Annotated in this window: 10 protein-coding genes; 2 read left to right on the forward strand and 8 right to left on the reverse strand. The window is 66.3% G+C overall.

Annotated features, from left to right (window positions below):
- Position 1 precedes the first annotated feature (1 nt).
- The 3 genes from ACFWUP_RS03425 to ACFWUP_RS03435 form a co-directional block, all read right to left on the reverse strand.
- Positions 2-15043: an amino acid adenylation domain-containing protein gene (locus ACFWUP_RS03425; protein ID WP_379230293.1), complete on the reverse strand. Its 15042-nt coding sequence runs from the start codon at positions 15041-15043 to the stop codon at positions 2-4.
- A 669-nt stretch (positions 15044-15712) separates the two neighbouring features.
- Positions 15713-16270 (reverse strand): TetR/AcrR family transcriptional regulator, encoded by a 558-nt coding sequence (locus tag ACFWUP_RS03430; protein ID WP_379230295.1) that lies wholly within the window; start codon positions 16268-16270, stop codon positions 15713-15715.
- Positions 16271-16306: 36 nt separating this feature from the next.
- Complete coding sequence (locus ACFWUP_RS03435) at positions 16307-17818, reverse strand: MFS transporter (RefSeq protein ID WP_379230297.1); 1512 nt, start codon at positions 17816-17818, stop codon at positions 16307-16309.
- Positions 17819-18137: 319 nt separating this feature from the next.
- Between ACFWUP_RS03435 and ACFWUP_RS03440 the strand changes: the two genes are divergently transcribed.
- Positions 18138-18983 (forward strand): SGNH/GDSL hydrolase family protein, encoded by an 846-nt coding sequence (locus tag ACFWUP_RS03440; protein ID WP_379230298.1) that lies wholly within the window; start codon positions 18138-18140, stop codon positions 18981-18983.
- 38 nt (positions 18984-19021) lie between these two features.
- Complete coding sequence (locus ACFWUP_RS03445) at positions 19022-19939, forward strand: LLM class F420-dependent oxidoreductase (protein ID WP_379230300.1); 918 nt, start codon at positions 19022-19024, stop codon at positions 19937-19939.
- A gap of 71 nt (positions 19940-20010) precedes the next feature.
- Here ACFWUP_RS03445 and ACFWUP_RS03450 read toward each other — a convergent pair whose 3' ends face one another.
- The 5 genes from ACFWUP_RS03450 to ACFWUP_RS03470 form a co-directional block, all read right to left on the reverse strand.
- The gene (locus tag ACFWUP_RS03450) at positions 20011-20760 is read right to left on the reverse strand and encodes a hypothetical protein (protein ID WP_379230302.1); all 750 of its coding nucleotides are present in this window, start codon (positions 20758-20760) and stop codon (positions 20011-20013) included.
- Between the two features lie 84 nt (positions 20761-20844).
- Positions 20845-21435 (reverse strand): ATP/GTP-binding protein, encoded by a 591-nt coding sequence (locus tag ACFWUP_RS03455; RefSeq protein WP_379230303.1) that lies wholly within the window; start codon positions 21433-21435, stop codon positions 20845-20847.
- Positions 21416-21799, reverse strand: a complete 384-nt coding sequence (locus tag ACFWUP_RS03460) for a DUF742 domain-containing protein (RefSeq protein ID WP_379230305.1) — start codon at positions 21797-21799, stop codon at positions 21416-21418. Before ACFWUP_RS03460 ends, ACFWUP_RS03455 begins: the two co-directional genes overlap by 20 nt.
- 2 nt (positions 21800-21801) lie before the next feature.
- Entirely contained in the window at positions 21802-22227 is a 426-nt protein-coding gene (locus ACFWUP_RS03465; protein ID WP_379230306.1) for a roadblock/LC7 domain-containing protein, read from the reverse strand.
- Positions 22228-22229: 2 nt separating this feature from the next.
- Positions 22230-24488 carry an ATP-binding protein gene (locus ACFWUP_RS03470; protein ID WP_379230308.1) on the reverse strand — a complete coding sequence of 753 codons (2259 nt, stop codon included), beginning with the start codon at positions 24486-24488 and terminating at the stop codon, positions 22230-22232.
- Between the last annotated feature and the right edge of the window lie 84 nt (positions 24489-24572).

The following is a 24572-nucleotide window of genomic DNA, read 5'->3' on the forward strand; positions in this document are numbered from 1 at the left end:
ACTAGCTCACCTCTCGATTCATCCTGCGCAGAGCCGGTCGCCGGGTGGGAGCCAGTTGCGGCCACCGCGCGGCGAGTTCGGCCACCGTGGCGGCCTCGAACATCACTCGAATCGGCACTTCGACGCCGAGCACCGACCGGATTCGGCTGGTCAGCCTGGTCGCCAGCAGCGAATGGCCGCCGAGTGCGAAGAAGCTGTCGTCGATGCCGACGCGGCCAACCCCCAAGATCTCGGCGAACAGTTCGGCCAGGGTCTTTTCGTGGTCGGAGCGTGGCGCCCGATACTTGCTGGCCGACACCCACTCCGGTGCGGGCAGCGCCGCGCGGTCGAGCTTGCCGTTGGTGGTCAACGGCACCGAGTCGATCACCATCACCACCGTGGGCACCATGAAGTCGGGCAGTCGTTCGGCCGCGAACGCGCGCACGCCGGCGGGGAGCAGCGTGTCCTGGGGGCTGTTGGCGTACGCGGCGGGATCACCCACCACATCCGACGGCAGGTACACGTCGGTCAGTACTCGGTCCTGCGCCGAGGTGGCTTCGAGGAAGACCGCGTCCATCCGACCGGGTTCCGACGACCAGGTGACCGCCGTCCGGTATCCGAGTTCCCGACCGAGCGCGTGCAGGTCCTCGGGCAGTAGACTGACACCTCGCCGATCGGCGGCGAGGATTCCTTCGAAACCGGCGCCGAGCAGGTCGGTTCGATCATCGGCCGAGACCGGGAGTCCTGATCTGATCTGCTCGGTCACCGCGATCTGGCCGATGAGTCCGGCGTGTGGGATCCCGGTGACGCGAAGACCGTCGGGATGGTCCGTGCGCAGCAGGGTGGTGAGTGAATCCTGGTCGTGGAACTCGATTTTCGGCGTCTCTGCGACCGACAGCGGCTGTTCGGCATGCTTACGCAGAACGACGTCGTAGCGGTATCGGGTCAGCTCGTTCACCGCGAAACCGCGTTTGAGCTCGATATCTACCGCGCCGATTCCCAGGTCACGACCCAGTGCGAGGAAGTACTCCGGTGCCAGCAGGAGTTCCTTCTCCGCCGCGATGTCACGACGGACCCGATCCTCGACCACCGCGGGATCCTCACCGCCCTCACGGGTGACCTGCACGGCGGTGGTGAACTCCTCCAGCAAAGCCAGGTTACGCACGTCGCCGAGGAACACCGCCCCGCCGGGAGCGAGCAGTTCGAACACGCGCTCGAGGACTCGGCGCAGATACCGTTCGCCGGGGAAGTACTGGACCACCGAGTTCACCACCACGGTGTCGAAGTAGTGCTGGGGCAGGCCGTCGGTGTCGTCGGCCGCTCGGACACTCAGAAAGACGCGGTCGGTGAGCGTCGGATCGAGTTGCTGCTGCAGCGTGCTGATGGTCGCGGCCGAGAAGTCGGTCGCCCAGTACTCGGCGCAGTCCGGTGCCACCTGCGACAGCAGCAGCCCCGAGCCCACACCGATTTCGAGGACACGCTCGGGCCGCAGCGCACGGATACGATCGACGGTGGTCGAGCGCCATTCCCGCATCTGGCCCAACGGGATCGGCGCACCGGTGTAGGTGCTGTTCCAACCGCCGAAGTCGTCGCCGAAACCCGTGGCGGGGGTATCAGCGCCGTACACGTCGTCGTAGACCTGGCGCCACTGGCCGACCAATTCGTCTTCGCCGATCACCGGGCCCGTTCGGTCGGCGACCACATATCCGACCAACTGGCTGCCGCCGACCTCAGCGTCGTGCGCCACCACCACGGCGCGAGACACCGCAGGATGCTGTGCGAGAACGGTTTCCACCTCACCCGGTTCGACGCGGAACCCACGGATCTTCACCTGATCGTCGACCCGGCCCGCGAATTCCAGCACGCCGTCGGCTTTCCAGCGCACGACATCACCGGTGCGATACAACCGACCGCCACCGCCCGGGTCGAACGGGTCCGCCACGAACCGCGACGCCGTCAAGGCGGCACGTCCGTGGTAGCCGCGCGCCAATTGTGTTCCCGCTACATACAATTCGCCCGGAACGCCGACAGGGACCGGCACCAACCACGAATCCAGGACATACACCCGTGTATTGGCCACCGGAACACCGATCGGCACGGCACCGTCACCCTCGGCGCCTGCGTGATAGTCGGTCACACACGCTGTCGTTTCGGTGGGTCCGTACCCGTTGATCACCTGTACGCCAGGGTATTTCGCGTTCAGCCGGTGCACGAGCGTCGCGGTCAGTTCGGCGCCGCCTGCGATGATCTCGCGCAGAGTCCGCAGCGGGTTGTCGAGCCGGGGTTCGTCGTGATCGAGCAGAGCCGAGAGCATGGGCGGCGTCGAGAACATCTTCGTCACCGAACGGGATTCGACCAGGTGGGTGATCTCGACCAGGTCAGAGCGCTGCTCGGCGGTGAGCACCACCGTCGCACCGCCGGTCAGGGCGGGCCAGATCTCGTAGGTGGAGGCGTCGAAGGCGATCGAGGTGTGCACGAGCACGCGATCGGCCGGGTTGATCGCCCATGCCTGAGCGACCAGGTTCACCACGTTACGGTGGGTTACACCAACACCTTTGGGCACACCGGTCGAGCCCGACGTGTAGATCACATACGCCAGATTCTGTGGTGCGACGCCGACGATCTTTTCGACGTTGTCCGATGTCAAGGCTGTATCCACGAACAGCAACGGTGGTGCCGGGCGAGGTAGCACGTCTGCGGTAGCCGAATCGGTGAGCACGACGACCGGTGCGGCGTCGGCGAGGACGAAGGCGAGGCGGTCCGAGGGGTAGGCCGGGTCGATCGGCAGGTATCCGCCGCCTGCTTTCAGCACGCCGAGCAGCGCGACAATCAGGTCCGCGGTCCGGGGCAACGCGACCGCGACGATGCTGTCGGGGCCTACCCCATACGAGCTCAAGGACCGGGCGAGCTGCTCGGCCCGGAGGTCGAGTTCGGCGTAGGTCAGTTCGGTCTCACCGCAGACGACCGCGAGCGCATCCGGCGTCCGGCCTGCCTGCGCCTGGAACAGTTCGACGACGGTGGTGTCGACGATGTCGTAGGCGGTCTCGTTCCATCGATGCAGTATCCGTTCGCGCTCCTCGGTGTCGAGCACATCGATCGAGCCCACCGAAGCTTCAGGGGCCGTGGCGATCTCGCGGAGGATGCGCACGAACCGCGATGCCATCGCCTCGACGGTGGAGCGGTCGAACAGCTCTGTGGCGTACTCGACGAATCCGTCCCACCCGGTGCCTGCGGGCGCGTCCGCGACGTTGAAGAACAGGTCGAACCGCGCGGCCGCGATGGACGCGTTGTAGGACTCGAATCGCACGCCCGACAGTTCCAGCGCGGGCAGCGTGTTGTTCTGGAACGCGAGCGACACCTGGAACAGCGGGTGGTGGGCCGCCGAGCGGGCAGGGTTGAGCAGTTCGACGAGCAATTCGAACGGCACATCCTGATTCTCGTACCCGGCCAAGGCCTTTGCCCTGACCTGGGCGAGGACTTCGGTGAACGAGGCTTCCGGCGCGACCGCGGCGCGCAGCACCCAGGTGTTGACGAAGAAGCCGACCAGATCCGACAGTGCGTCGTCGGTGCGGCCCGCGATGGGCGAACCGATCGGAATATCCTGTCCGGCACCGAGTTTGAACAGCAGTACCGCCAGTGCCGACTGCAACACCATCGACACGGTCGCGCCCTCGCGGCTCGCCAGGTGTTCGACGGCGGCACGGGTCTCGGGGTCTATCCCGAACAGCACCATGTCGCCGCGATAGCTCGCGACCTTGGGCCGTGGACGGTCCGTCGGCAAGGGCAATTGCTCGGGCAGACCGTCGAGTTCTGTTCGCCAGTAGTCGAACTGGCGAGACAGCAGACTGGTCGGATCGGTGGCCGAACCCAGCAGTTCCTGTTGCCACAGTGCGTAATCCACGTACTGCACCGGCAGCGGCGGCCATTCCGGTGCGCGATATTCCAGACGGGCCGCATACGCCTTCGCCAGGTCCCGCAGCAGCGGCGCCATCGACCAGCCGTCACCGGCGATGTGGTGGATCAGGAACACCAGCACGCAGTCGTCGGCACCATGGCGGAAGACGTCGGCGCGGATCGGTAGTTCCGAGGACAGGTCGAACCCGTACCGCATCGCCGTGGCCAGTTCGCCGTGATCGACTTCGGTGGTGTGCATGTCGGTCACGGTGACCGGGACTTCGATGCCGGTGGCGTCGAGTACGCGTTGGGCCGGGACACCGTCGGTTTCCTCGAAGACCGTTCGCAGGCTTTCGTGGCGGGCGATCACGTCGCCGACCGCCGCGGTGAAGGCCGACGCGTCGAACGCACCGGTCAGTCGGACCGTCAACGGCATGTTGTAGGTGGCCGACGGGCCTTCCAGGCGGTGGATGAACCACAACCGCCGCTGCGCGAACGATAGCGGAACCACGTCCGGGCGGGTCCGGGCCGACAGTGCCGGGCGCACTTGTGCCCCGGTGTCGAGGCGGGTCGCCAGTTGCGCCACGGTCGGGGCGTCGAAGACGGTCCGGATCGGCACCTCGGCGCCCATCACCGCGCGGATGCGGCTGGTCAGGCGAGTTGCCAGCAGCGAATGACCGCCCAGTGCGAAGAAATCATCGTCGGCGCCGACGCGGTCGAGGCCGAGGACTTCGGCGAACAGGTCGGCGAGGGTTCGTTCCCGCTCGGTCTCCGGTGCCCGGTATTCCCGGGTGGTGGCGAAGTCCGGGTCGGGCAGGGCGCTGCGATCGAGTTTGCCGCCTGCGGTCAGCGGCATCGAGTCGAGCACGGTCACCGTCGCGGGCACCATGAACTCCGGCAGTCGTTCCGCTGCCCAGCGCCGGACCTCGGCGGCCAGCAGACCGGCTCGCGGGTTGTTCGCATATCCCGCGGGGGCACCTACCGGAGTCGGCGGAAGGTACACGTCGGTCAGCGGATGTCCTTGCGTGGCTTCGGGTTCGACGAAGACGGCTTCCATCAAGCCCGGCTCTGCCGACCAGGTGACCGCAGTTGTGTAGCCGTGTTGCCGACCGAGTTCGTACAGGTCCTCGGGCAGCACGCCGGGTCCGTCGTCGAGCACCCCTTCGATACCGACGTCGAGGGTGTCGTCGCTGGGTCGGCCTGCCTGGATTCGCTGTGTCACGTCGATCTCGGCCGTCAGTCCCACGTGCGGAATGCCGGTGACCCGGATGCCGTCAGGGTGGCTCGCTCGCAGAAGGGCGCGCAACCACTCTTGCTCGCGGAAGACAACATTCGGGACGGTGGCGACCGAGTAGGGGTGCGCCGGAGATTTGTGCAGGACAACGTCGTAGCGGTATCGCGTCAGCTCGTTGACCGAACGTCCCCGTTTGAGGCGAATATCCACGGCATCGAATCCGCTTGCCGCACCGCACAATCCAGTGAAGTACTCCGGTGCCAGCAACAACTCCTGCTCGGCGGCGATGTCGCGTCGAACCCGGTCGCCGACCGCAGCCGGGTCGTCCCCACCGTTGCGCCTGACCTGGACCGCCGTGGCGAACTCGGTCAGCAACGCGAAATTGCGCACATCGCCGACGAATACCGCCCTGCCCGGGGCCAACAGGTCCGACACCCGGTCCAGAACCGTGCGCAGATAGCTCTCACTCGGGAAGTACTGAACAACCGAGTTGATCACCACGGTGTCGAAATAGCCGGTCGGCAGCCCCTCGGTGTCGTCCGCCGCCTGCGCACGCAACACCACCCGGTCCACCCAGTCGGCGTCCAATGCACCCAGTTGTTCGCGCAGCGCGGAGATCGTCGCACCGGACAAGTCTGTCGCCCAGTACTCCCCCGATACCGGGGCTACCTGCGACAGCAGCAACCCTGAACCCACACCGATCTCGAGCACCCGCACCGGATCCAGTTCACGAATCCGGTCGACCGTCGCCGAGCGCCATTCCCGCATCTGCTCCAACGGAATCGGCGCGCCCGTGTAACTGCTGTTCCAGCCACCGAAATCCGAACCGAACTCGACGTCGGACTCGACGCTGTGGTCGGTGCCGATGTCGGTCCCGGAGTACAGGTCGTCGTAGATCCGACGCCACTGGCCGACCAACTCGTCCTCACCCACGGCAGGCCCGGACCGATCTGCCACGACGTATCCGGCCAATTGTTTGCCGCCGGTGTCGGTGTCACGCGCGACCACCACTGCGCGCGAAACCGAAGGATGCTGTGCCAGAACAGTTTCGACCTCGCCCGGTTCGACGCGGAACCCGCGGATCTTGACCTGGTCGTCGCTGCGTCCGGCGAACTCCAACTGCCCGCGCGCATTCCAGCGCACCACATCGCCGGTCCGGTACAACCGACCACCGGCCGGATCGAACGGGTCGGCGACGAACCTGGCCGACGTCAGCCCGGTACGTCCGTGGTACCCGCGCGCCAGTTGCGCACCGGCCACGTACAGCTCACCGGCCACCCCGACCGGAACCGGCGCCAACCACGAATCCAGTACGTACACCCGGGTATTGGCGACGGGCGCACCGATCGGAACGATCGCGTCCACATCGGCGGGAACGGCGAAGGTTGTCACGTCGACCGTTGCTTCGGTCGGACCGTACAGGTTCTCGATGCGGGCATCCGCGAACCCGGATTTCATCGCGTGCACCAGTCCCGAGGTGAGCGTGTCGGCGCCGGTGTTGACCTGCCGCACGCTCCGGAACGGGTTGTCCGGCAGGGTTTGTGCGTATTCGAGCAATGCCGAGAGCAGTGGTGGTGTCGCGAACATTTTCGTCACCGACCGGGTCTCGGCCAGACGTGCGATCTCCACCGGATCCGAACGCTGCTCACTCGCGATCACGAGGGTGGCACCACCGCACAGTGCGGGCCAGATCTCGTAGGTGGAGGCGTCGAAGGCGACCGACGAGTGGACCAGCACGCGATTGTCCGGGTCCACCGGCCATGCTTGGGCAACAAGGTTCACCACGTTGCGGTGGGTGATGTCCACGCCTTTCGGCACACCGGTGGAACCGGAGGTGTAGATCACGTAGGCCAGGTTCTGCGGTGCCACCACTACATCGCAGTGCGGCTCCCCCTGTTCCGAGTCATCGAGGTAGACGTGCGGCACCTCGGTGGGCGGCAACTCCAGCGCGGTGACCGGATCGGTCACGACGACAACCGCGCCGGCGTCGGCCAGGATGAACGCCAGCCGGTCCGGCGGGTAGGCCGGGTCGATCGGCAGGTACCCGCCACCGGCCTTCAGCACACCGAGCAGGGCCACGATGAGCTCCGCGGATCGGGGCAGGGCAACTGCGACGAGGGCATCGGGACCCACACCCTGCGAAACCAGTGTCCGCGCCAACTTGTTTGCACGACACTCCAATTCGCGATAGGTGAACTCGGTGCCCGCGCATACCACCGCGATCGCATCCGGGGTTCGGATGACCTGCGCTCCGAACAGCCCGACGAGAGTGGTGTCTGGGATCTCGACGGTGGTGGCGTTCCAGCGATGCAGCACCAGGGAGCGTTCCAACTGGTCGAGGGCATCGATCGCCCCGATCGCGACGCCCGGGTCAGCGACCATCTGCCGCAGCAACCGCACCCAGCGCGCCGCCATCGTCTCGACGGTGGACCGGTCGAACAGCTCCGTCGCGTATTCGACGAAGCCGTCCCATCCGGCACCGGCGGGCGCGTCGGCGATATTGAAGAACAGGTCGAACCGGGAGGCGGCGAGGGACGCCGGATAGGGCTCGATATCGACTCCGGCGAGCCGGAGGTCGGGCAGCGTGTTGTTCTGGAATGCGAGCGACACCTGGAAGAGGGGGTGGTGTGCTGCCGATCGGGTGGGGTTGAGCAGTTCGACGAGCAGTTCGAACGGCACATCCTGGTTCTCGTAGGCCGCTAGCGCTTTGGTGCGCACGCGGTCGAGGATCTCGGTGAACGAGGCCGCCGACTCCACTCGGGTGCGCAGTACCCAGGTATTGACGAAGAAGCCGACCAGGTCGGTCAGTGCATCGTCGGTGCGGCCGGCGATCGGAGCGCCGATCGGAATGTCTTCCCCTGCACCGAGTTTGAACAACAGCACGGCCAGTGCCGACTGCAACACCATCGACACGGTCGCGCCGGTCTCCGCCGCCAGCCGCTGTACCGCCAGCCGTGTGTCGGCGTCGATCTCGAAGGTCACCGTGTCGCCGCGGTAGCTCGCCACCCTCGGCCGCGGCCTGTCCATCGGCAATCGCACCTGTTCGGGCAGGCCGTCGAGTTCGTCGCGCCAGTACTCGAACTGGTGGGCCAGCACGCTGTCTGGGTTCGTCGCCGAGCCCAGGAATTCCTGCTGCCACAGCGTGTAATCCACGTATTGCACCGGCAGCGGCGCCCATGCGGGTGCCAGATCGCGCAGGCGTGCCGAGTACGCCACCGACAGATCGCGCAGCAGCGGTGTCAGCGACCAGCCGTCACCGGCGATGTGGTGGATCAGCAGCACCAGCACCGATTCGTCGCCGTTGCGAAAGACGTCGGCGCGGATCGGGATCTCGCCGGACAGGTCGAATCCGTAGCGCGCGGCGGTGGTCACCGCAGTGTCCAGGTCGGCGGGATTGTCCGTTTCCGTGAACGGCACCTCGACGGCGTCCAGCACTCGTTGCGAGGGCATGCCGTCGGCGTCGACGAAGACGGTCCGCAAACTCTCGTGCCGGGTGACGACATCGCCGATCGCGGCGCGCAAGGCCGACGAATCCAGTCCGCGCAGCCGGACCGCCAGTGCCATGTTGTAGGTTGCCGACGGCCCTTCGAGCCGGTGGATGAACCACAGTCGCCGCTGCGCGAACGACAACGGCACCACCTCGGGCCGCTGCCTGGCCGTCAGCGTCGGCCGCACCCGGACCTCGGCATCGAGTCGGGTCGCCAACTGCGCCACGGTCGGTGCGTCGAACACCGTCCGGATCGGGACCTCGATTCCCAAAACCGCCCGGATCCGGCTGGCCAGCCGGGTGGCCAGCAGCGAGTGGCCGCCCAGTTCGAAGAAGCTGTCGTCCACGCCGATTCGTTCGCGGCGCAGTACTTCGCCGAACAGCTCAGCCAGTGCTCGCTCGCGCTCGGTGCCCGGCGCGCGATAGCCCACCGAGGACACCAGTTCGGGTTCCGGCAAGGCCGCACGGTCCAGTTTTCCGTTCACGGTCAACGGCACTGCCTCGATGACCGTCACTGCCACCGGCACCATGAACTCCGGCAGCCGATCGGCGGCGAAACGGCGTACCTCCTCGCCGGTGAGCGGGACGTTTCCGTTCTCCGCTGGTTCGGCGACCACGTAGCCGATCAGTTGTTTGCCGCCGGTGTCGGTGTCGCGGGCGACCGCGACCGCCTGGGACACCGCGGGGTGCTGTCCGAGTGCGGCGGCCACCTCGCCGGGCTCGACCCGGAATCCTCGGATCTTGACCTGGTCATCGGCTCGACCGACGAATTCCAGGACACCGGCCGCGGTCCAGCGCACCACGTCACCGGTTCGGTACAGCCGACCACCGACCGCACCGAATGGATCGGCCACGAATCGCTCCGCGGTGGACCCGGGGCGACCGTGGTAGCCGCGGCTGACCTGTTCACCGGCCACATACAACTCGCCGGGGACTCCCACGGGAACCGGCGTCAGCCACGAATCCAGCACGTAGGCAGACATATTCGCCAGCGGGGACCCGATCGGCACCGAGAGCTGGTCCGCGAGCGCGTCGGCCGCGAACATCGTGGCGAACACGGTGGTCTCGGTCGGCCCGTAGCCATTGGCGACGCGGACATCGCCGACTCGGCTCTTCAGTCGACCGACCAAGCCTGGCGGAAGTTCGGCACCGCCCACGATCACCTGCGTGAGGCTCCGAAAAGCGTTGTCGGGCAACGATGCCGCGTAGTCGAGCACGGCCGAGAGCAAGGCCGGTGTCGCGAACATCTTGGTCACCGCTCGTCCGGTGACGAGTTCGGCGATTTCGGCCGGATCCGAGCGTTGCTCACCGGCCAGGATAACCGTGCCGCCGCTGATCAGCGCGGGCCAGATCTCGTAGGTCGAGGCGTCGAACGCGATCGACGAGTGCACGAGGACCCGCTCACCGGGACCGGCCGCCCACTGCTGCGATGCGAGGTTGGCGACGTTGCGGTGTGTAACCGCAACACCTTTGGGGACGCCGGTCGAGCCGGAGGTGTACATCAGGTAGGCCAGGTCGTCCGGCCGGACAGATGTGGTCCGGTTGAGCGGAGCATCGTCGATCTCGACTGTGTCGAGGTGCAGCTGAGGTGTCGCGGTGCGGGGCAGGACGGTCGCGGTGGCCTCATCGGTCAGGACGATGGCGGGTGCGGCGTCGGCGAGGATGAACGCCAGCCGATCCGAGGGGTAGGCGGGATCGATCGGCAGGTAGGCGCCACCGGCCTTCGACACTGCGAGCAATGCCACGATCAGGTCCACGGATCGTGGCAGGGCGACCGCGGCGATGTCGCCGTGACCGACACCGCGCGCGATCAGCAGCCGGGCGAGGCGATCGGCACGGTCGTCGAGCTCCCGATAGGACAGCTGCTCGTCCGCGTATACGACGGCCACCGCATCCGGGGACGCCGCGGCCTGTGCCTGGAACAGCTCGACCACGGTGCGTCGCTCATCGAGCGGCACGGCGGTGTGGTTGTGCAACAGCAGTTCTCGTTCGTCAGTGCCGAGAACATCGATGGACCCGACCAGAATGTCCGGGGCGGACACGACCTGCCGCAGTATTCGCGTCAATCGAGCCGCCAATGCCTCGACCGAGGAGCGGTCGAACAGGTCGGTGGCGTATTCGATGTAGCCGTCCCACCCCGCCGGACCGTCCCCGATATTGAAGGTCAGGTCGAAACGTGAGGTGGCGATGGGCGGGGTGCGGGGATCGACGTCGACGCCGGCGAGTTCCAGGGTGGACAGGGGGCTGTCCTGCAAGGTCAACATGACCTGGAACAGCGGATGATGCGCCGCCGAACGGGTGGGATTGAGCAGCTCCACCAGCAATTCGAAGGGTGCGTCCTGATTCTCGTACCCGGCCAGGGCTTTTGTCCTGACCTGGGCGAGGATGTCGGTGAACGAGGCCGCCGGAGCGACCGAGGCGCGTAGGACCAAGGTGTTGACGAAGAAGCCGACGAGTTCGGCCAGCGCGTCGTCAGTGCGCCCTGCTACGGGGGTTCCGATCGGAATATCCTCGCCCGCACCGACTTTGAACAACAGGACGGCCAACGCCGACTGCAGAACCATCGATACCGTCGCACCCGTGTCGGCGGCCAGGCGTCGCACAGCGCCACGGATCTCGTCGTCGATCTCGAACAGGACCGTCGCACCGCGATAACTCGCCACGCGGGGGCGGGGCCTGTCGAGGGGCAATCGCAGCTGGTCGGGCAAGCCGTCGAGTTCTGCGCGCCAGTAGTCGAACTGTTGTGCCAGTAGGCTTTTCGGATCGTCCGGCGAACCGAGCAATTCCTGCTGCCACAGTGCGTAATCCACGTACTGCACGGGCAACGGCGCCCATCCCGGGGCTCGCTGTTCGATCCGTGCCGCGTACGCCGTCGACAGGTCCCGAAGCAGAGTGGTCGCCGACCAGCCGTCACCGGCGATGTGATGGATCAACAACACCAGCGTCTGGTCCTCGGCACCACACCGGAAGACACTGGCCCGGATCGGAATCTCGGCCGACAGATCGAACCGGTACCGCGCGGCTTCGGCAACGGCCGTCGCCAGGTCGGCGGGATCGACATCGGCGACGGTCGTTGGCACCTCGACGCTGTCGACTACGTGCTGGGCGGGCACACCGCCGGTTTCGACGTAGACCGTGCGCAAACTCTCGTGCCGCGCGACCACATCACCGATCGCCGCCGCGAAAGCCGAGGCGTCGAAGACACCGGTCAATCGCGCCACCAGCGGGACGTTGTAGGTGGCCGACGGCCCTTCGAGCCGGTGAATGAACCACAGTCGCCGCTGCGCGAACGACAACGGCACCACCTCGGGACGCTGCCGAGCCGACAACATCGGACGCACCCGGACTTCGGCATCGAGCCGGGTCGCCAACTGCGCCACGGTCGGTGCGTCGAACACCGTCCGGATGGGCACCTCGATCCCCAGCACCGCCCGGATCCGGCTGATCAGATGAGTCGCGGACAGTGAGTGCCCACCCAGTTCGAAAAAGCTGTCGTCGGCCCCGACCCGGTCGCGTCCGAGTACTTCGCCGAACAGCTCGGCCAACACCGACTCCCGGTCGCCGCGAGGTGCCCGATACCGTGACGACGACACCAGCGACGGCACGGGCAGTGCGGCTCGATCGAGCTTGCCGTTCGCGGTCAACGGCATCGCGTCGAGCACCGTCACCGCGGCGGGCACCATGAACTCCGGCAGCCGTTCGGCTGCGAACCGGAGCACCTCCCTGCCGACCACACGGTCAGCCACGACGTACCCCAGCAGTTGCTTGCCGCCGTCGGTGTCGCGGGCGATCACCACTGCTTGCGACACCGAAGGATGTTGTGCCAGCACGGTGGCGACCTCACCGGGTTCGACCCGGAAACCACGCAGCTTGATCTGATCATCGGCACGGCCGACGAATTCCAGCACGCCGGTCGCGTTCCAGCGCACCACGTCACCGGTGCGGTACAGCCGACCACCGCCGGTCGGATCGAACGGGTCCGCGACGAACCGCGCCGCGGTCAGGCCCGCCCGATTCCGGTAGCCGCGCGCCAGCTGTGCACCGGCGACATACAACTCCCCCGCCGTGCCCACCGGGACCGGCGCCAAGCCCGAATCCAGCACGTACACCCGCATGTTCCCCAACGGTGCGCCGATCGGACTGCCGCCCCGAGTGTCCTGTGCCGCAACCAGTTCCAGTTTCGTCACGTGGACCGTGGTTTCGGTGATCCCGTACATATTGACCAGCGTCGGCCCATCGACGCCGGCGGAGTACCAGCTTCGCAAGTGGGCGGGGTCGAGCGCTTCGCCGCCGAACACCACCATGCGCAGCGCGGAATCCGTGCCGTCGGCCTCGCGGGCCTCGGCCAGCGCATGGAAGGCCGAGGGTGTCTGATTGAGGATCGTGACCCCCGCGTCGACGACCAGCTGCCACAGTTGCGCCGGGGTGCGCACCACGTCCCATGGCACGACCACCACCCGGCTACCGTGTACCAGGGCGCCCCAGATCTCCCAGACCGCGAAGTCGAAGGCCGCGGAATGGCACCAGGCCCAGACATCGTCGGCACCGAATTCGCACCACTGCGCGGTACTCAGGAACAGGGACGCGACATTGCCCTGGGTGACCGCGACGCCCTTCGGCGTCCCGGTGGAGCCCGAGGTGTAGATCAGGTAGGCGAGGTTGTCGGGCCGCGGTGGCACGCGCGTGCGGCTGGTAGACGCGGTCTCGGCGTCTTCGAACAGGATCTGCGGTATTGCGGTGTGCGGCAGAGCCTTCGATGTCGCGCCGTCGGTGAGGATCGCGATCGGTTCGGCGTCGCCGAGGACGAATGCCAGTCGCTCCGTCGGATAGGTCGGATCGATCGGCAGGTAGGCGCCGCCGGCCTTGAGCACCGCCACGATCGCGACGATCAGCTCCACCGACCTCGGCAAGGCCACCGCGACGACGCTGTCCGGGCGCACCCCGTGCGAAAGCAAGGTTCCCGCAATCTGTTCGGCCCGTCGGTCGAGCTCCCGATACGTCAGCTCCGCCGCGCCGGACGTCACCGCCACCGAGTCCGGCACCCGCGCCACCCGGTCTTCGAACAGGCCGAGCAGGGTCGCCTCCGGCGCGACGGGCACCGCCGTGTCGTTCCACATACCGAGCACCCGCGCACGCTCGGGACCGAGAACATCCACCGACCCGATCGGGGCAGCCGGATCGGCTACCGCCTGGCGCAGGTAGCGAGCCAGCGATGCCAGGTAGCCGTGCAGATCATCATCGGTGTAGAGCTGGGCGTCTCCCTCGATCCGGAGGTAGCCGCCACGCGATGCCTGTCGTTCGTAATAGAACACGATCGACAGATCGCCGCTGCTGCCCGCCGAGAAGAGCTGGAGATCGGCTGTGCCACCGACCATTCGCAAGGCGCCGAAGAACGACATGATGTTGACTACCGGACCGAAGGCATCAGCGCGAGAGTCTGCCATCTGCAAGTCTCGCCGAATATTCGACATCCCGTAGCGCAGATGATCTTTGGCGCTCGCGACGCTGTCGCGGATCCGTTCGGCGAGCTGCGCGAGGGAAAGGCTTCTGCTCGAATTCACCAGCAGCGGAACGGTATCCGAGAGCTGACATGGCGTTCTTCGGGCAATTGCGGTTTGATTGGACACCGGCATCTGCACACAGAATTCGTCGCGCGACGCATGCCGTTGAATGGTGGCCGCCGCCACCGACATCAACAGATAGGGCAGTCGGACACCGACCGATTCGGCCGTGGCGATGAGCTCTTCCAGCTCCGCACCGGACACGCTGCGGGTGCAACCGACCCGGCCCGGCTTCGCGCCGCTCTCGGCATTGCCCGGCAGTCGCAGCGGGTCGATCCCGGCCGGGATCTGCCCGCGCCAGTAGGCACGATCGACGGCTTGCTGGTCACGTCGGTAGGCCTGATCGCTGTCGAGAACGTCGTCGACACTCACGAATCCGGCTGGTGCGACGGGCGTCTCGCACGCCGAGGCGGCGTAGACGTCGAGCACTCGCTGAGCCCAGGTGGCCACACCTACGCCGTCCATGATGATGTGATGGAAACACATCGACAGGAAGTATTGTTCGGCACCGACTTTGAGCAGTGCGACGCGCAGCAGGGAATCCAGTTCCAGATCGAAACCCCGCTCACGTTCGCGTGACATATATTCGAACGCAGCAGATTTCGGATCGGGCAGGTCGGTCAGATCGCGATATGTCGGCGCCCAGTCACCGATATCTCGCTGAACCTGCATCGGGCCGTCCGCATGCTGGACGAAATTTACTGTGAGCGATTCCGATTCGGCAAGAACATGATGCGCAGAATCGAAAAAGCGGTCGATTTTCAGGCCCGCACGGATATCGACATAAACGATGCAGTTGTTCGGCTTGTCGGACAGCTCGTGTGCCAGCCAGAGTTCTTTCTGTATCGACGTGAGATTGCGCAGCAGTGAATTCCCACCGGGTTGCATGGCAGTTCCCCTCGCTTATCACCTGGGCTGAGCGGCACCGACCACTTGCCGACCGCTCACGTTCGTAGAGCCGGGCTCACACGACGGCGGTGGGCTCCGTCCCACACGCCGACGAGCAGTAGTGCTGAGCACCAAATACTTTGTCTTGCTTAGGAATACAGGTCAGATCACGATGATCAGGCGCACATCCGCCGACCGCGACGGCACGTCGAAACATCCCGACGGGCACACCGATCGGACGGGTGCCCAAAATGGACACTTGATCACTACCAGCTGAACTGTTGCGAATCGGCCAGTCGATCGACTGGCCCTGATGTCGAAGCCCCGGAATCATGTCGCAGCTCACCCATTCAGTATGTCTCAATCCGCGTAACTGTCGATGTACTACAGCGGAATTCGCTGGACGAAGTGGTAACTATTCAGCTTCCCCGTGATTACATGACACGTAAATATGCGCAATACCGAATGCCCGGTTCGCTTACCGGCCGACAGATGTCCGTAACATCTGTTCGAACAGCGAAAGTCCGGGCGGCGCCGGTGAACGATAAATGCGCTGCCCCCACACCCTCATCGCTACACCCGAAAGTTGCTGATACGTCAGCGACTTTACCGCAGCGACACCTGGTTTCATCCACACCAGGAGGTGGCATGGCGTGGCGTGGGAGTTTCTCAGCCGAGCGCGCGGGCCAGGATGCGGTGCACGTAGTCGGTGTCGGCCGGTGCGTTGTCGACGAGGATCGCGGTGCACAGGCCGTCGGACGCGGCGACGAGCGCGGCCCCGGCGTCCGGGTCGTCGGTGAGGGTGGCGGCGAGGTCGGCGACGTGCTCGCGCCAGCGCCGGGCGACAGGCGCCAGCGCAGGGCGACGGGCCGCGAGGGTGGACAGTTCGCGTTCGGCCAGAGCACGTTCGCGCCCCACTCCGGCGGAATCGGCGATCAGTTCGGCCAGACCGCGAAGCTTGTCGCCGGAACCGTCGATGATCCCGCGGATACGTGCGGTGTAGACATCGGCGACGCTGGACAAGGCCGCGATCAGCAGATCGTCGAGGGTGGCGAAATAGTAGGTGGTCAGGCTGGTGGTGATCCCGGCCTGCGTGGCGACAGTGCGGTGAGTGACGCCCGCGGCGCCGTCACGAGTGACCACGGCGAGGGTGGCCTCGATGATCTCGGCGCGGCGCTTGTTGCCCCTGGCCTTGCGACCATCGATGGGCCGGTCCTCGTCGTTCATGCGCCCTCCTGTGTGCTTCGAGGGTAGTCGAGCAGGTCAGCACTCGTCCGCTCCGAGTGGACGTACGTGTCGCAGTGTCGTCAGGCAGAGCACGGCGGCGACGGCGATGGCGACACCCGCGATCACCGCGGCGATGTTCACTCCCGTGACGAATGTGTCCTGTGCGGCCCGCACGACCTCCGCGGGCACGCGATCGGCCACTGACAGCGCGCCGCCGAGACTCTCGGTGAGTTGCGCTTCGACCGCGGGTTCGACATTCGCCGGTGTGCTCACCCCTGACCGGTAGAGCGCGGTGGTGAGGCTGCCGAGAACGGCTACGCCGACAGCGATTCCGAGTTCCTGGACGGTTTCCGACAGTGCGGCCGCCGAACCGGATTTCGACGGCGGTGCGGCGCCGACGACCATGTCCGTGCCCAGCGCGGCGACCGCGCCGAGGCCGAGGTAGACGAACGCGAAGCCGGCCACTACTTGCACCGGGTCACCGACGTCGGCCAGCGCCAGCAGCGCGTATCCGAGCACCGAGATTCCGAGCGTGACGGCCATGACCGTGCCGGGAGGTATCCGCCTGGCGATCAACGGTGCTCCGATCGCGGCGGCGAACATCGCCACGGCGGGCGGGCCCATCCACAGTCCCGCGACCAATGGTGTGCGGTTTTCGACGAGTTGGAGGTACAGCGTGACCAGGTACATGGTTCCGCCGACTCCGACCAGCACGATCAGCAGCACGGTCAGCGCCGCGGAGAACGCTCGATTCGCGAACAGGGTGACATCCAGCAGCGGCGAGGTCAGCCGACGCTGCCTCCGCACGAACGCGATTCCGGCGATGACGGCGAGCGCTGCGAGCGCCACCGTGCCGAAGCCGAGGCCGTCGGCGGCAGTGTGCTTGATCGCGTAGATCAGCGGCAGGACGGTCGCCAACGACAGGGCCACGCTGGCCGGATCCAGTGCTCCCGCACCGGGTTCAGCGTATTCAGGCAGCAGTGCGGGCGCTGCGACCAGCACGACGACGGCGATCGGGACGGCGAGCAGGAACGCGGCTCCCCACCAGAAGGCGTCGACCAGCGCACCGCCGACGATCGGTCCGGCGGCCATGCCGAGGGCGAACATGGTGGCCCAGATCCCGATCGCCACCGCGCGCCGGCGCGCATCGCCGAACATGTTGGAGATCAACGACAGTGTCGACGGCATCAGGGTGGCCCCGGCGATGCCGAGCAGCGCTCGGGCCAGGATCAGCAGTCCGGCGCTCGGGGCGAAGGCCGCGAACACCGAGACCGCGGCGAACGCCGTTACGCCGATCATCAGAAGGCGCCGCCTGCCGATCCGGTCACCCAATGTGCCCATCGTGATGAGGAATCCGGCGATGAAGAACCCGTAGGCGTCCATGATCCACAGCGTCTGCGTCGCGGAGGGGTCGAGCGCCGCGGCCATGCTTGTCAGGACCAGGTAGAGCACCGTGACATCGAGGCCGAGCAGGACCGTCGGCAGCGCCAGCAATGCCACACCTGCCCATTCCCGTACTCCCGCCCGCCTGGTCGCGACTGCTGTCATGTCGACCTCCCTCCACTCGAGATATTTGCACGATAGTCCAATTAGGACATTCGTACAAGTAGATCTACCGCAGCCGCAGATCAAGAGGGTTGCCCACCTCGGCGTCGAGGCGTTGCTCGCGGACCCGTTGATGTGCGCGTTGTACGCGGGCGATCACGGTCCACCGACCTGGCCGTCGCCGGTGGCCCGGTGCGGCTGTACCGCGCAGGTGATGCCGGTCCGCAGACGTAATCGGTCATCCCGACGAAAGTTCGGGGATAGAATTCCAGGGAACCGCATCGGATATTTCGGCGGCCAGTCGATGTTACGGGGGGTCGTGATGAAACGCTTTCTGCTGCTGCTCATTTCAGCCATTGTGTGGCTGACAGCGGTTCCGGGGGTCGCCGGCGGGTCGCCGATCCGCTATGTCGCGCTGGGCGATTCGTACAGTTCCGCGCCGGGGATGCTGACCCCGGTTCCCGGCAGTCCACTACTGTGCACGCGATCGAGGTTCAACTATCCGAATGTGCTGGCAGCGGCCACGGGATGGGAGTTGGTCGATCGCAGTTGCGCCTCGGCGATGACCGAACATATGACAACGGCCCAATATCCCGATCAGCCACCGCAATTCGATGCACTCGATGCGGGGACGCAGATTGTCACCTATCAAGCGGGCGGCGACGACAACGGAATGTTCCAGACGTTGGTGTTGTCCTGCGTGGGGCTCAATATCGCCAACGCGTTCAATATCGGCGCGCCCTGCCGGGATACCTACGGCAGTAGGTTCAGTGACGAAATCGCCGCGGGGGCACCGAAGATCGGGGCGACCATCGCCGAGATCCATACCAGGGCGCCGAACGCGCAGGTCTATGTTCTCGGTTATCCGGCCGTGCTGCCCGAGACCGGAAGTTGCTGGCCGCAGGTTCCGTTGAGCGATGGGGATGTCACGTATACGCGCGACATCGAGAAGCAACTCAACGCGGTGCTGCGCGAGCAGGCAGCGGCCAACGGCGCGACCTACATCGACCTCTACACCCCGACCCTCGGGCACGACACCTGTCAGGATGCGGCCACTCGCTGGGTCGAGCCGCCGATCCCCAGCCATCTCAACGCCAACCCCGTGCATCCCAACGCCACCGGGCAGGTCGTCACCGCGAACATCGTGCGGGCGGTGATCGGCCGGTAGACGTGCCCGCGTTCACCACATCGGGCACGATGGTGATCATGGACCTCCGCATCTTCACCGAGCCCCAGCAGGGCGCCGACTACGCCACATTGCTGTCGGTGGCGCGCGCCACCGAGGACCTCGGCTTCGACGCGTTCTTCCGTTCCGACCACTACCTCGCCATGGGCGACGCCTCCGGCCTGCCCGGCCCGACCGACGCCTGGATCACCCTGGCGGGCCTGGCCAGGGATACGTCCCGGATCCGGCTGGGCACCCTGGTCACCGCCGCGACCTTCCGGCTGCCCGGGCCGCTGGCCATCCAGGTCGCCCAGGTGGACCAGATGTCGGGCGGGCGGGTCGAACTCGGTATCGGCAGCGGCTGGTTCGCCGCCGAACACACGGCCTACGGAATCCCGTTCCCGGACAACCGGTTCAGCCTCCTCGAGGAGCAACTCGCCATCGTCACCGGCCTCTGGGAGACCAAACTCGGGGCAACATTCAGTTTCGACGGCACCCACTATCAGCTCACCGACTCCCCTGCCCTGCCCAAGCCCGTGCAGGATCCGGTGCCGGTGATCATCGGCGGCAACGGCAAGGTCCGCACCCCACGCCTGGCCGCCCGCTACGCCACCGAGTTCAATATGCCGTTCGCCTCGGTCGCCGACAGCGCCGCCCAGTTCGACCGGGTCCGCGCCGCGGTGCGCACGGCGGGAAGGACCGACGAACTGATCTACTCCAACGCCCTGGTCGCCTGCGTCGGCCGCACCGACACCGAGGTGGCACGCCGAGCCGCAGCTATCGGCCGCGAGGTCGACGAGTTGAAGGAGAACGGCCTGGCCGGTTCGCCCGCCGAGGTCGTCGACAAGATCGCCCGCTACCGCGAGATCGGCGCGACCCGGATCTACCTGCAGATCCTCGACCTCGCCGACCTCGATCACCTGGAACTCATCGCCACCCAGGTGCAATCACAGCTCTGAGTTCAGCGGGCGACCCGGTCCGCAACCGTAACAACATCCCCTCCACGACCTGGCGGTTGTTGGAGAAGTAACTAACCGTCGAGCAGGACGGGCAGTTCGTTCATGGCCGCGAAGCTGATGGAATTGAGATATGCGATGACCTGGCTCGCCTGCTCACTCTCGGGGATCGCGAGGTCCAAGAGGGGGCCAGCTTCCTCGTCGAGGATAATGAGGCGAAAGGAGATGGCGAGCAGCTTCGCCAAGGACCATTCGAAGCCCTGGCCGATGAACAGCATCTCGAAAACCTGGTCCCCGGTGAGTATTTCACCAGTCGGCCATTGCCGGACAGGGGCCACTGGGGACTCGAAGAAGGTCCGGCTCGCCGCCCGCACCTCGGCCGCCTGACTACCGTCCCAGCCGAAATAGTCCCACCCAGCTTTGAATTCGATACCCGCGCCCGCGGCGGTGAGGTCATCGGGCAACATCGACAGCAGCATTTCCTCGGTTGCGAGGTCGAGGGGATAGTTGACCCGGCCGTAGCAGCCGAAGCCGCTGTGTCCGTCGTTGTTGGCTGGGCAGGCTAGGCAATCGTCGACGAAGGCGTCGAGCTGGGCCGCTTGCTCGAGTGCTTTGGTGACGCTCGACCTGACCTTCACCGCGCCCGTCGGGCGTGTCACCACATTGCTGAAAGTCATTCTGCGCCACCGCCTTCCGACGTTGTGCTGCTGACCGTCAAGCGTGAACATCGCCGCACCTCGCAGGATGAGCAGTTCGAGGATCTTTCCGGTGCCAAGCGTCTGCTTCGGCCGACACGGCAGGTCGACGACGTAATCTAAAGCCACGCCGTCACCCTAACCAGCAATCGCGACCGACGCGGCCCTCACGGTCGAATGGCTGAAGCTGTTGGGAGACATGACCTCGGCCGCTCACGGTTGCGACATGGCGTGGGTGAGCAGGTTGACCAGTACATGTTTGGTCGACTCGAGGTCGCGCACATCGCACAGCAGGATCGGCACTGTCGGGGTCAGGTCGAGTGCGGTGCGCACGGCGTCGACGGTGTAGTGCTGGACTCCGTCGAAGCAGTTCACGCCGACGATGAAGGGGATGCCGCGGCGTTCGAAGAAATCGATCGCCGCGAAGCAACCGTCGAGGCGACGTGTGTCGGCGAGTACGACCGCGCCCAGCGCACCTTCGGTCATCTCGTTCCACATGAACCAGAACCGCTGCTGCCCTGGCATGCCGAACAGATACAGCACCAGATCGTCGGCGATCGTGATGCGTCCGAAGTCGAGGGCGACAGTGGTCGTAGTCTTCGCGCCGACACCGGACAGGTCGTCGACGCCGACACCGGCCGCGGTCATGGTCTCCTCGGTGCGCAGCGGCGTGACCTCGCTGATCGTGCCGACCAAGGTCGTCTTGCCGACACCGAAGCCACCGGAGATCAGGATCTTCAGCGTGGTGGCGTCGAGCGACACTTCGGGCGGGTCCATCCTGGTGTCAGAGAGCCCGGATTCCATCGATCACCCTCTGCATTGTGTAGGCATCGGGCCGGCCGGCCCGTGATTTGCCGGTGCGGTAGAGCATCAGCTGTTGGTGGATCAGATCACCGAGCAGCACCTTGACCACCCGCAATGGCAGGTGAACTCCCGCGGCGGCCTCGGCGACCGACAGCGGATGTTCGCAGAATCTCAGCAATTGCGCCGAGGCGGAGTCGACCCGCTGCCAACTCGACGAGTCGGCCGCGGTGACGACCAGGGTCACCAGATCCAGTTCGATGCCCGAGTTGGAGCGGGTGCGTCCGCCGGTGAAGGTGTAAGGCCGTGCGACCGGGCCCGCCGCGTCGTCGAACCACCACCGCTCGTTGTCGTCGTCGAGCGTCATCGCTACCCCTGCGTACGCTGTCCGCCACCGACCGGTGCGGTCCGCGCCTCCACGGACAGATGCGGCCCTGCTTGCAGGACAACATGATTCATCTCGTAGGCGACCAGTCCGAGGTCGGCGTCCTCGTCGGCGATCAACACCAGACTCGCCCGTGGGCCCGCCTCGGTGACCAGCAGATACGCCCGGCCGAGTTCGACCACGGTCTGTCTGGCGGGTCCCAGGTCGAAATGGTTGCCGACGCCGGTGGCCAAGCTCCGGTAGGCCGAACCGATCGCCGACAGGTGCTCGGCATCGGCGCGTGCCAGGCCGGTACTGCCCGCGATCAGCAGGCCGTCGGTCGCCAACAGTACTGCGCTGCGCACACTCGCGACACGGTTGACCAGGTCGTCTATCAGCCAGTCGAGTCCGGCGTTCGTTGCGTTCCGCACGTTTACCACTCCGCTCCGTTGATCGAGAATTCGCCCGTGTTCGCCTCGGTCCTCGCCCGCGCTGTGCCCCGCTGGAAGGCGGACAGCGCCGCACTGGAGCGCTCCGCGTTCGGCGTGCTGCCCGCGCTCGGCGTCGGCTCCTGCCGCAACTGCGGGGCGATATCGCTTTGACGAACACGGGTCGGCAACGGCGGCGGTTCGGCGTCGACCGGCCCGCGCGGCTGGTAACCATCCGGTTCGGCGCGGTAGGTGACAGGCTCCGGTGCGGCATGCTGCGCGGACGCACCGGGCATGAACGCTTCATACCCGTTCGGGACGCACTCGGGAATACCAGTGGGCTCGGTTGGCGCGGGCACGGGTTGCTCAGGTGCGGGGTGCTCGGGTGCGGCGATCAGCGCCGACGGCAACAGGACGATCGCGTGGATGCCACCGTAAGCGGACTCCCGAAGAGTCACCCGCGCACCGTGTTTGGCTGCCAGCGTGGCCACCACATAGAGGCCGACCCTGGTTTCGCCGACCAGCGACAGCACACCGATATCACCTGGCTCGCTGAGCAATTCGTTGAGCTCGGTGCACCGTTCGGCGGACATTCCCAAGCCTTGGTCCTCGACTTCGACCACGATGCCGCGGCCCGTGATCGCCGACCGCACGTAGACCTTGGCCTGCGGCGGGGAGAACGCGGTGCCGTTGTCGACGAGCTCGGCCAGCAGGTGACCGATGTCGGCGACGCACGAACCATTGAGGGCGACATCAGGAACGGGGCCGGTGTCGACGCGGGTGTAGTCCTTGGTCTCCGACACCGCGCCGCGCAACACATCCGCCAGCGGCACCGGTCGACGCCACTGCCTGCCGACCGATTCGCCGCCGAGAATGATCAGGTTCTCGGCGTTGCGGCGGGCACGGGTGGTCAGGTGATCGAGCTGGAACAACCGGTCGACCAACTCGGGATTGTCCTCGGACCGTTCGATCTGATCGAGGAACTGCAGTTGCCGGTGCACCAGCGCCTGACTGCGGTGCGCGATGTTCAGGAACACGGTGCTCGCGGCGCGCCTGGTGTGCACCTCGGCGACAGCCGCCGCGGTCGCACTGCTCTGCGCCTTGTCGAACGCGCGCGCGACCTCGCCGAGCTCGTCGGTGCCGAAATCGATACGGGGAACAGGGTTCTCGAGCTCGGCTGATTCGCCAGCGTTGACCTGTGCCAGCACCTGCGGCAATTCGCGCTCGGTGATGTCGAGGGTCTGGGTGCGCAGGGCGGTGATGCGGCGAACGAGTCGGTTCGCGCCGACGTAGGCGGCGAGCGCGGCGCCCAGCGCGGCCAGCGCGACCACGACGGCCGCGGCGAGTGACCATCGGAGTGCGTCACGTCCCTCCGCACGGACGACGGTGGAGCTGTGGTCGGCTTGGCCGATGTAGATCGCCGACAGTGCGCCGCTCACTGCCTCGGCGGCCTTGCTCCGGGCGGCGAAGTCGAACCGTTCATCGGCGATCAGAGCGGCGTCGCCCGCGATCAGGGTCGCCCACTCCGGCGACTCGCGCAGTCGGGTGAAGGCTGCGCGCGAGGCATCGGTCCAGTTCGCCATCAACTCGTGCTGATCGACATGGTAGAGGCCGACCATCGCACCGAATTGGGTGCGGAGTTCGGGGTCGTCATGGGTGAAGACGTAGCCGGCCAGCGCATTGGCCCGGTTGACCGCCTCGAGCAGAACGAAGGTGTCGGAGGTGACGACCTGCTCGAAGGCTGCGGCCGCGCTGTTGGACGCGTACGACAGCCGCTTCGAACTCACCGCGATGGTGTCGAAGATGTTGTTGTACAGGGCGACGTAGCGTCCGACATCGGCCTGACCCGCGTCGACCTGCGCGCGGGCTTCCTGCCACTGGGGGATGAACGCGATCGCGAGATCGATCTGCGGCTGGATCTGGGGAACCGACTCGAGGATCTCGTCGGCGTAAGCCATGAAATCGACGGTGGACCTGTCGACCGCGGCCCGTGCGGCGATCATCGCGGGCCGCAGGTCCTCGCGGCCCGCGAGATAGCCCAGCGTCGTCGCACGCTCGACCGAGAGCGCCTTGATGTGCGCGCTCGTCGCGCCCATTCCCGTGTCACGCTGATCGGCGTAGGACAGCGACGCCAGGCCGCTTCGCACCAGATAACCGCTGACCAGCGCACCGAGGACGACCGCGACGAGACACGGAAGGAAGGCGATCCGAAGCAGGCGACCCTTGATCGAGTTCGATCGAGCGCGCAGATACCGTCTCGTCATGCGCAACACCGCGCCTTTCCACTCCGCGACCCGAACGTCGGCCGCCTGTCGCGCAACCTGCCAGTTTCCGGCGAGGCTGGACGC

The organism is Nocardia sp. NPDC058658, from assembly GCF_042716665.1.
Taxonomy (GTDB): domain Bacteria; phylum Actinomycetota; class Actinomycetes; order Mycobacteriales; family Mycobacteriaceae; genus Nocardia.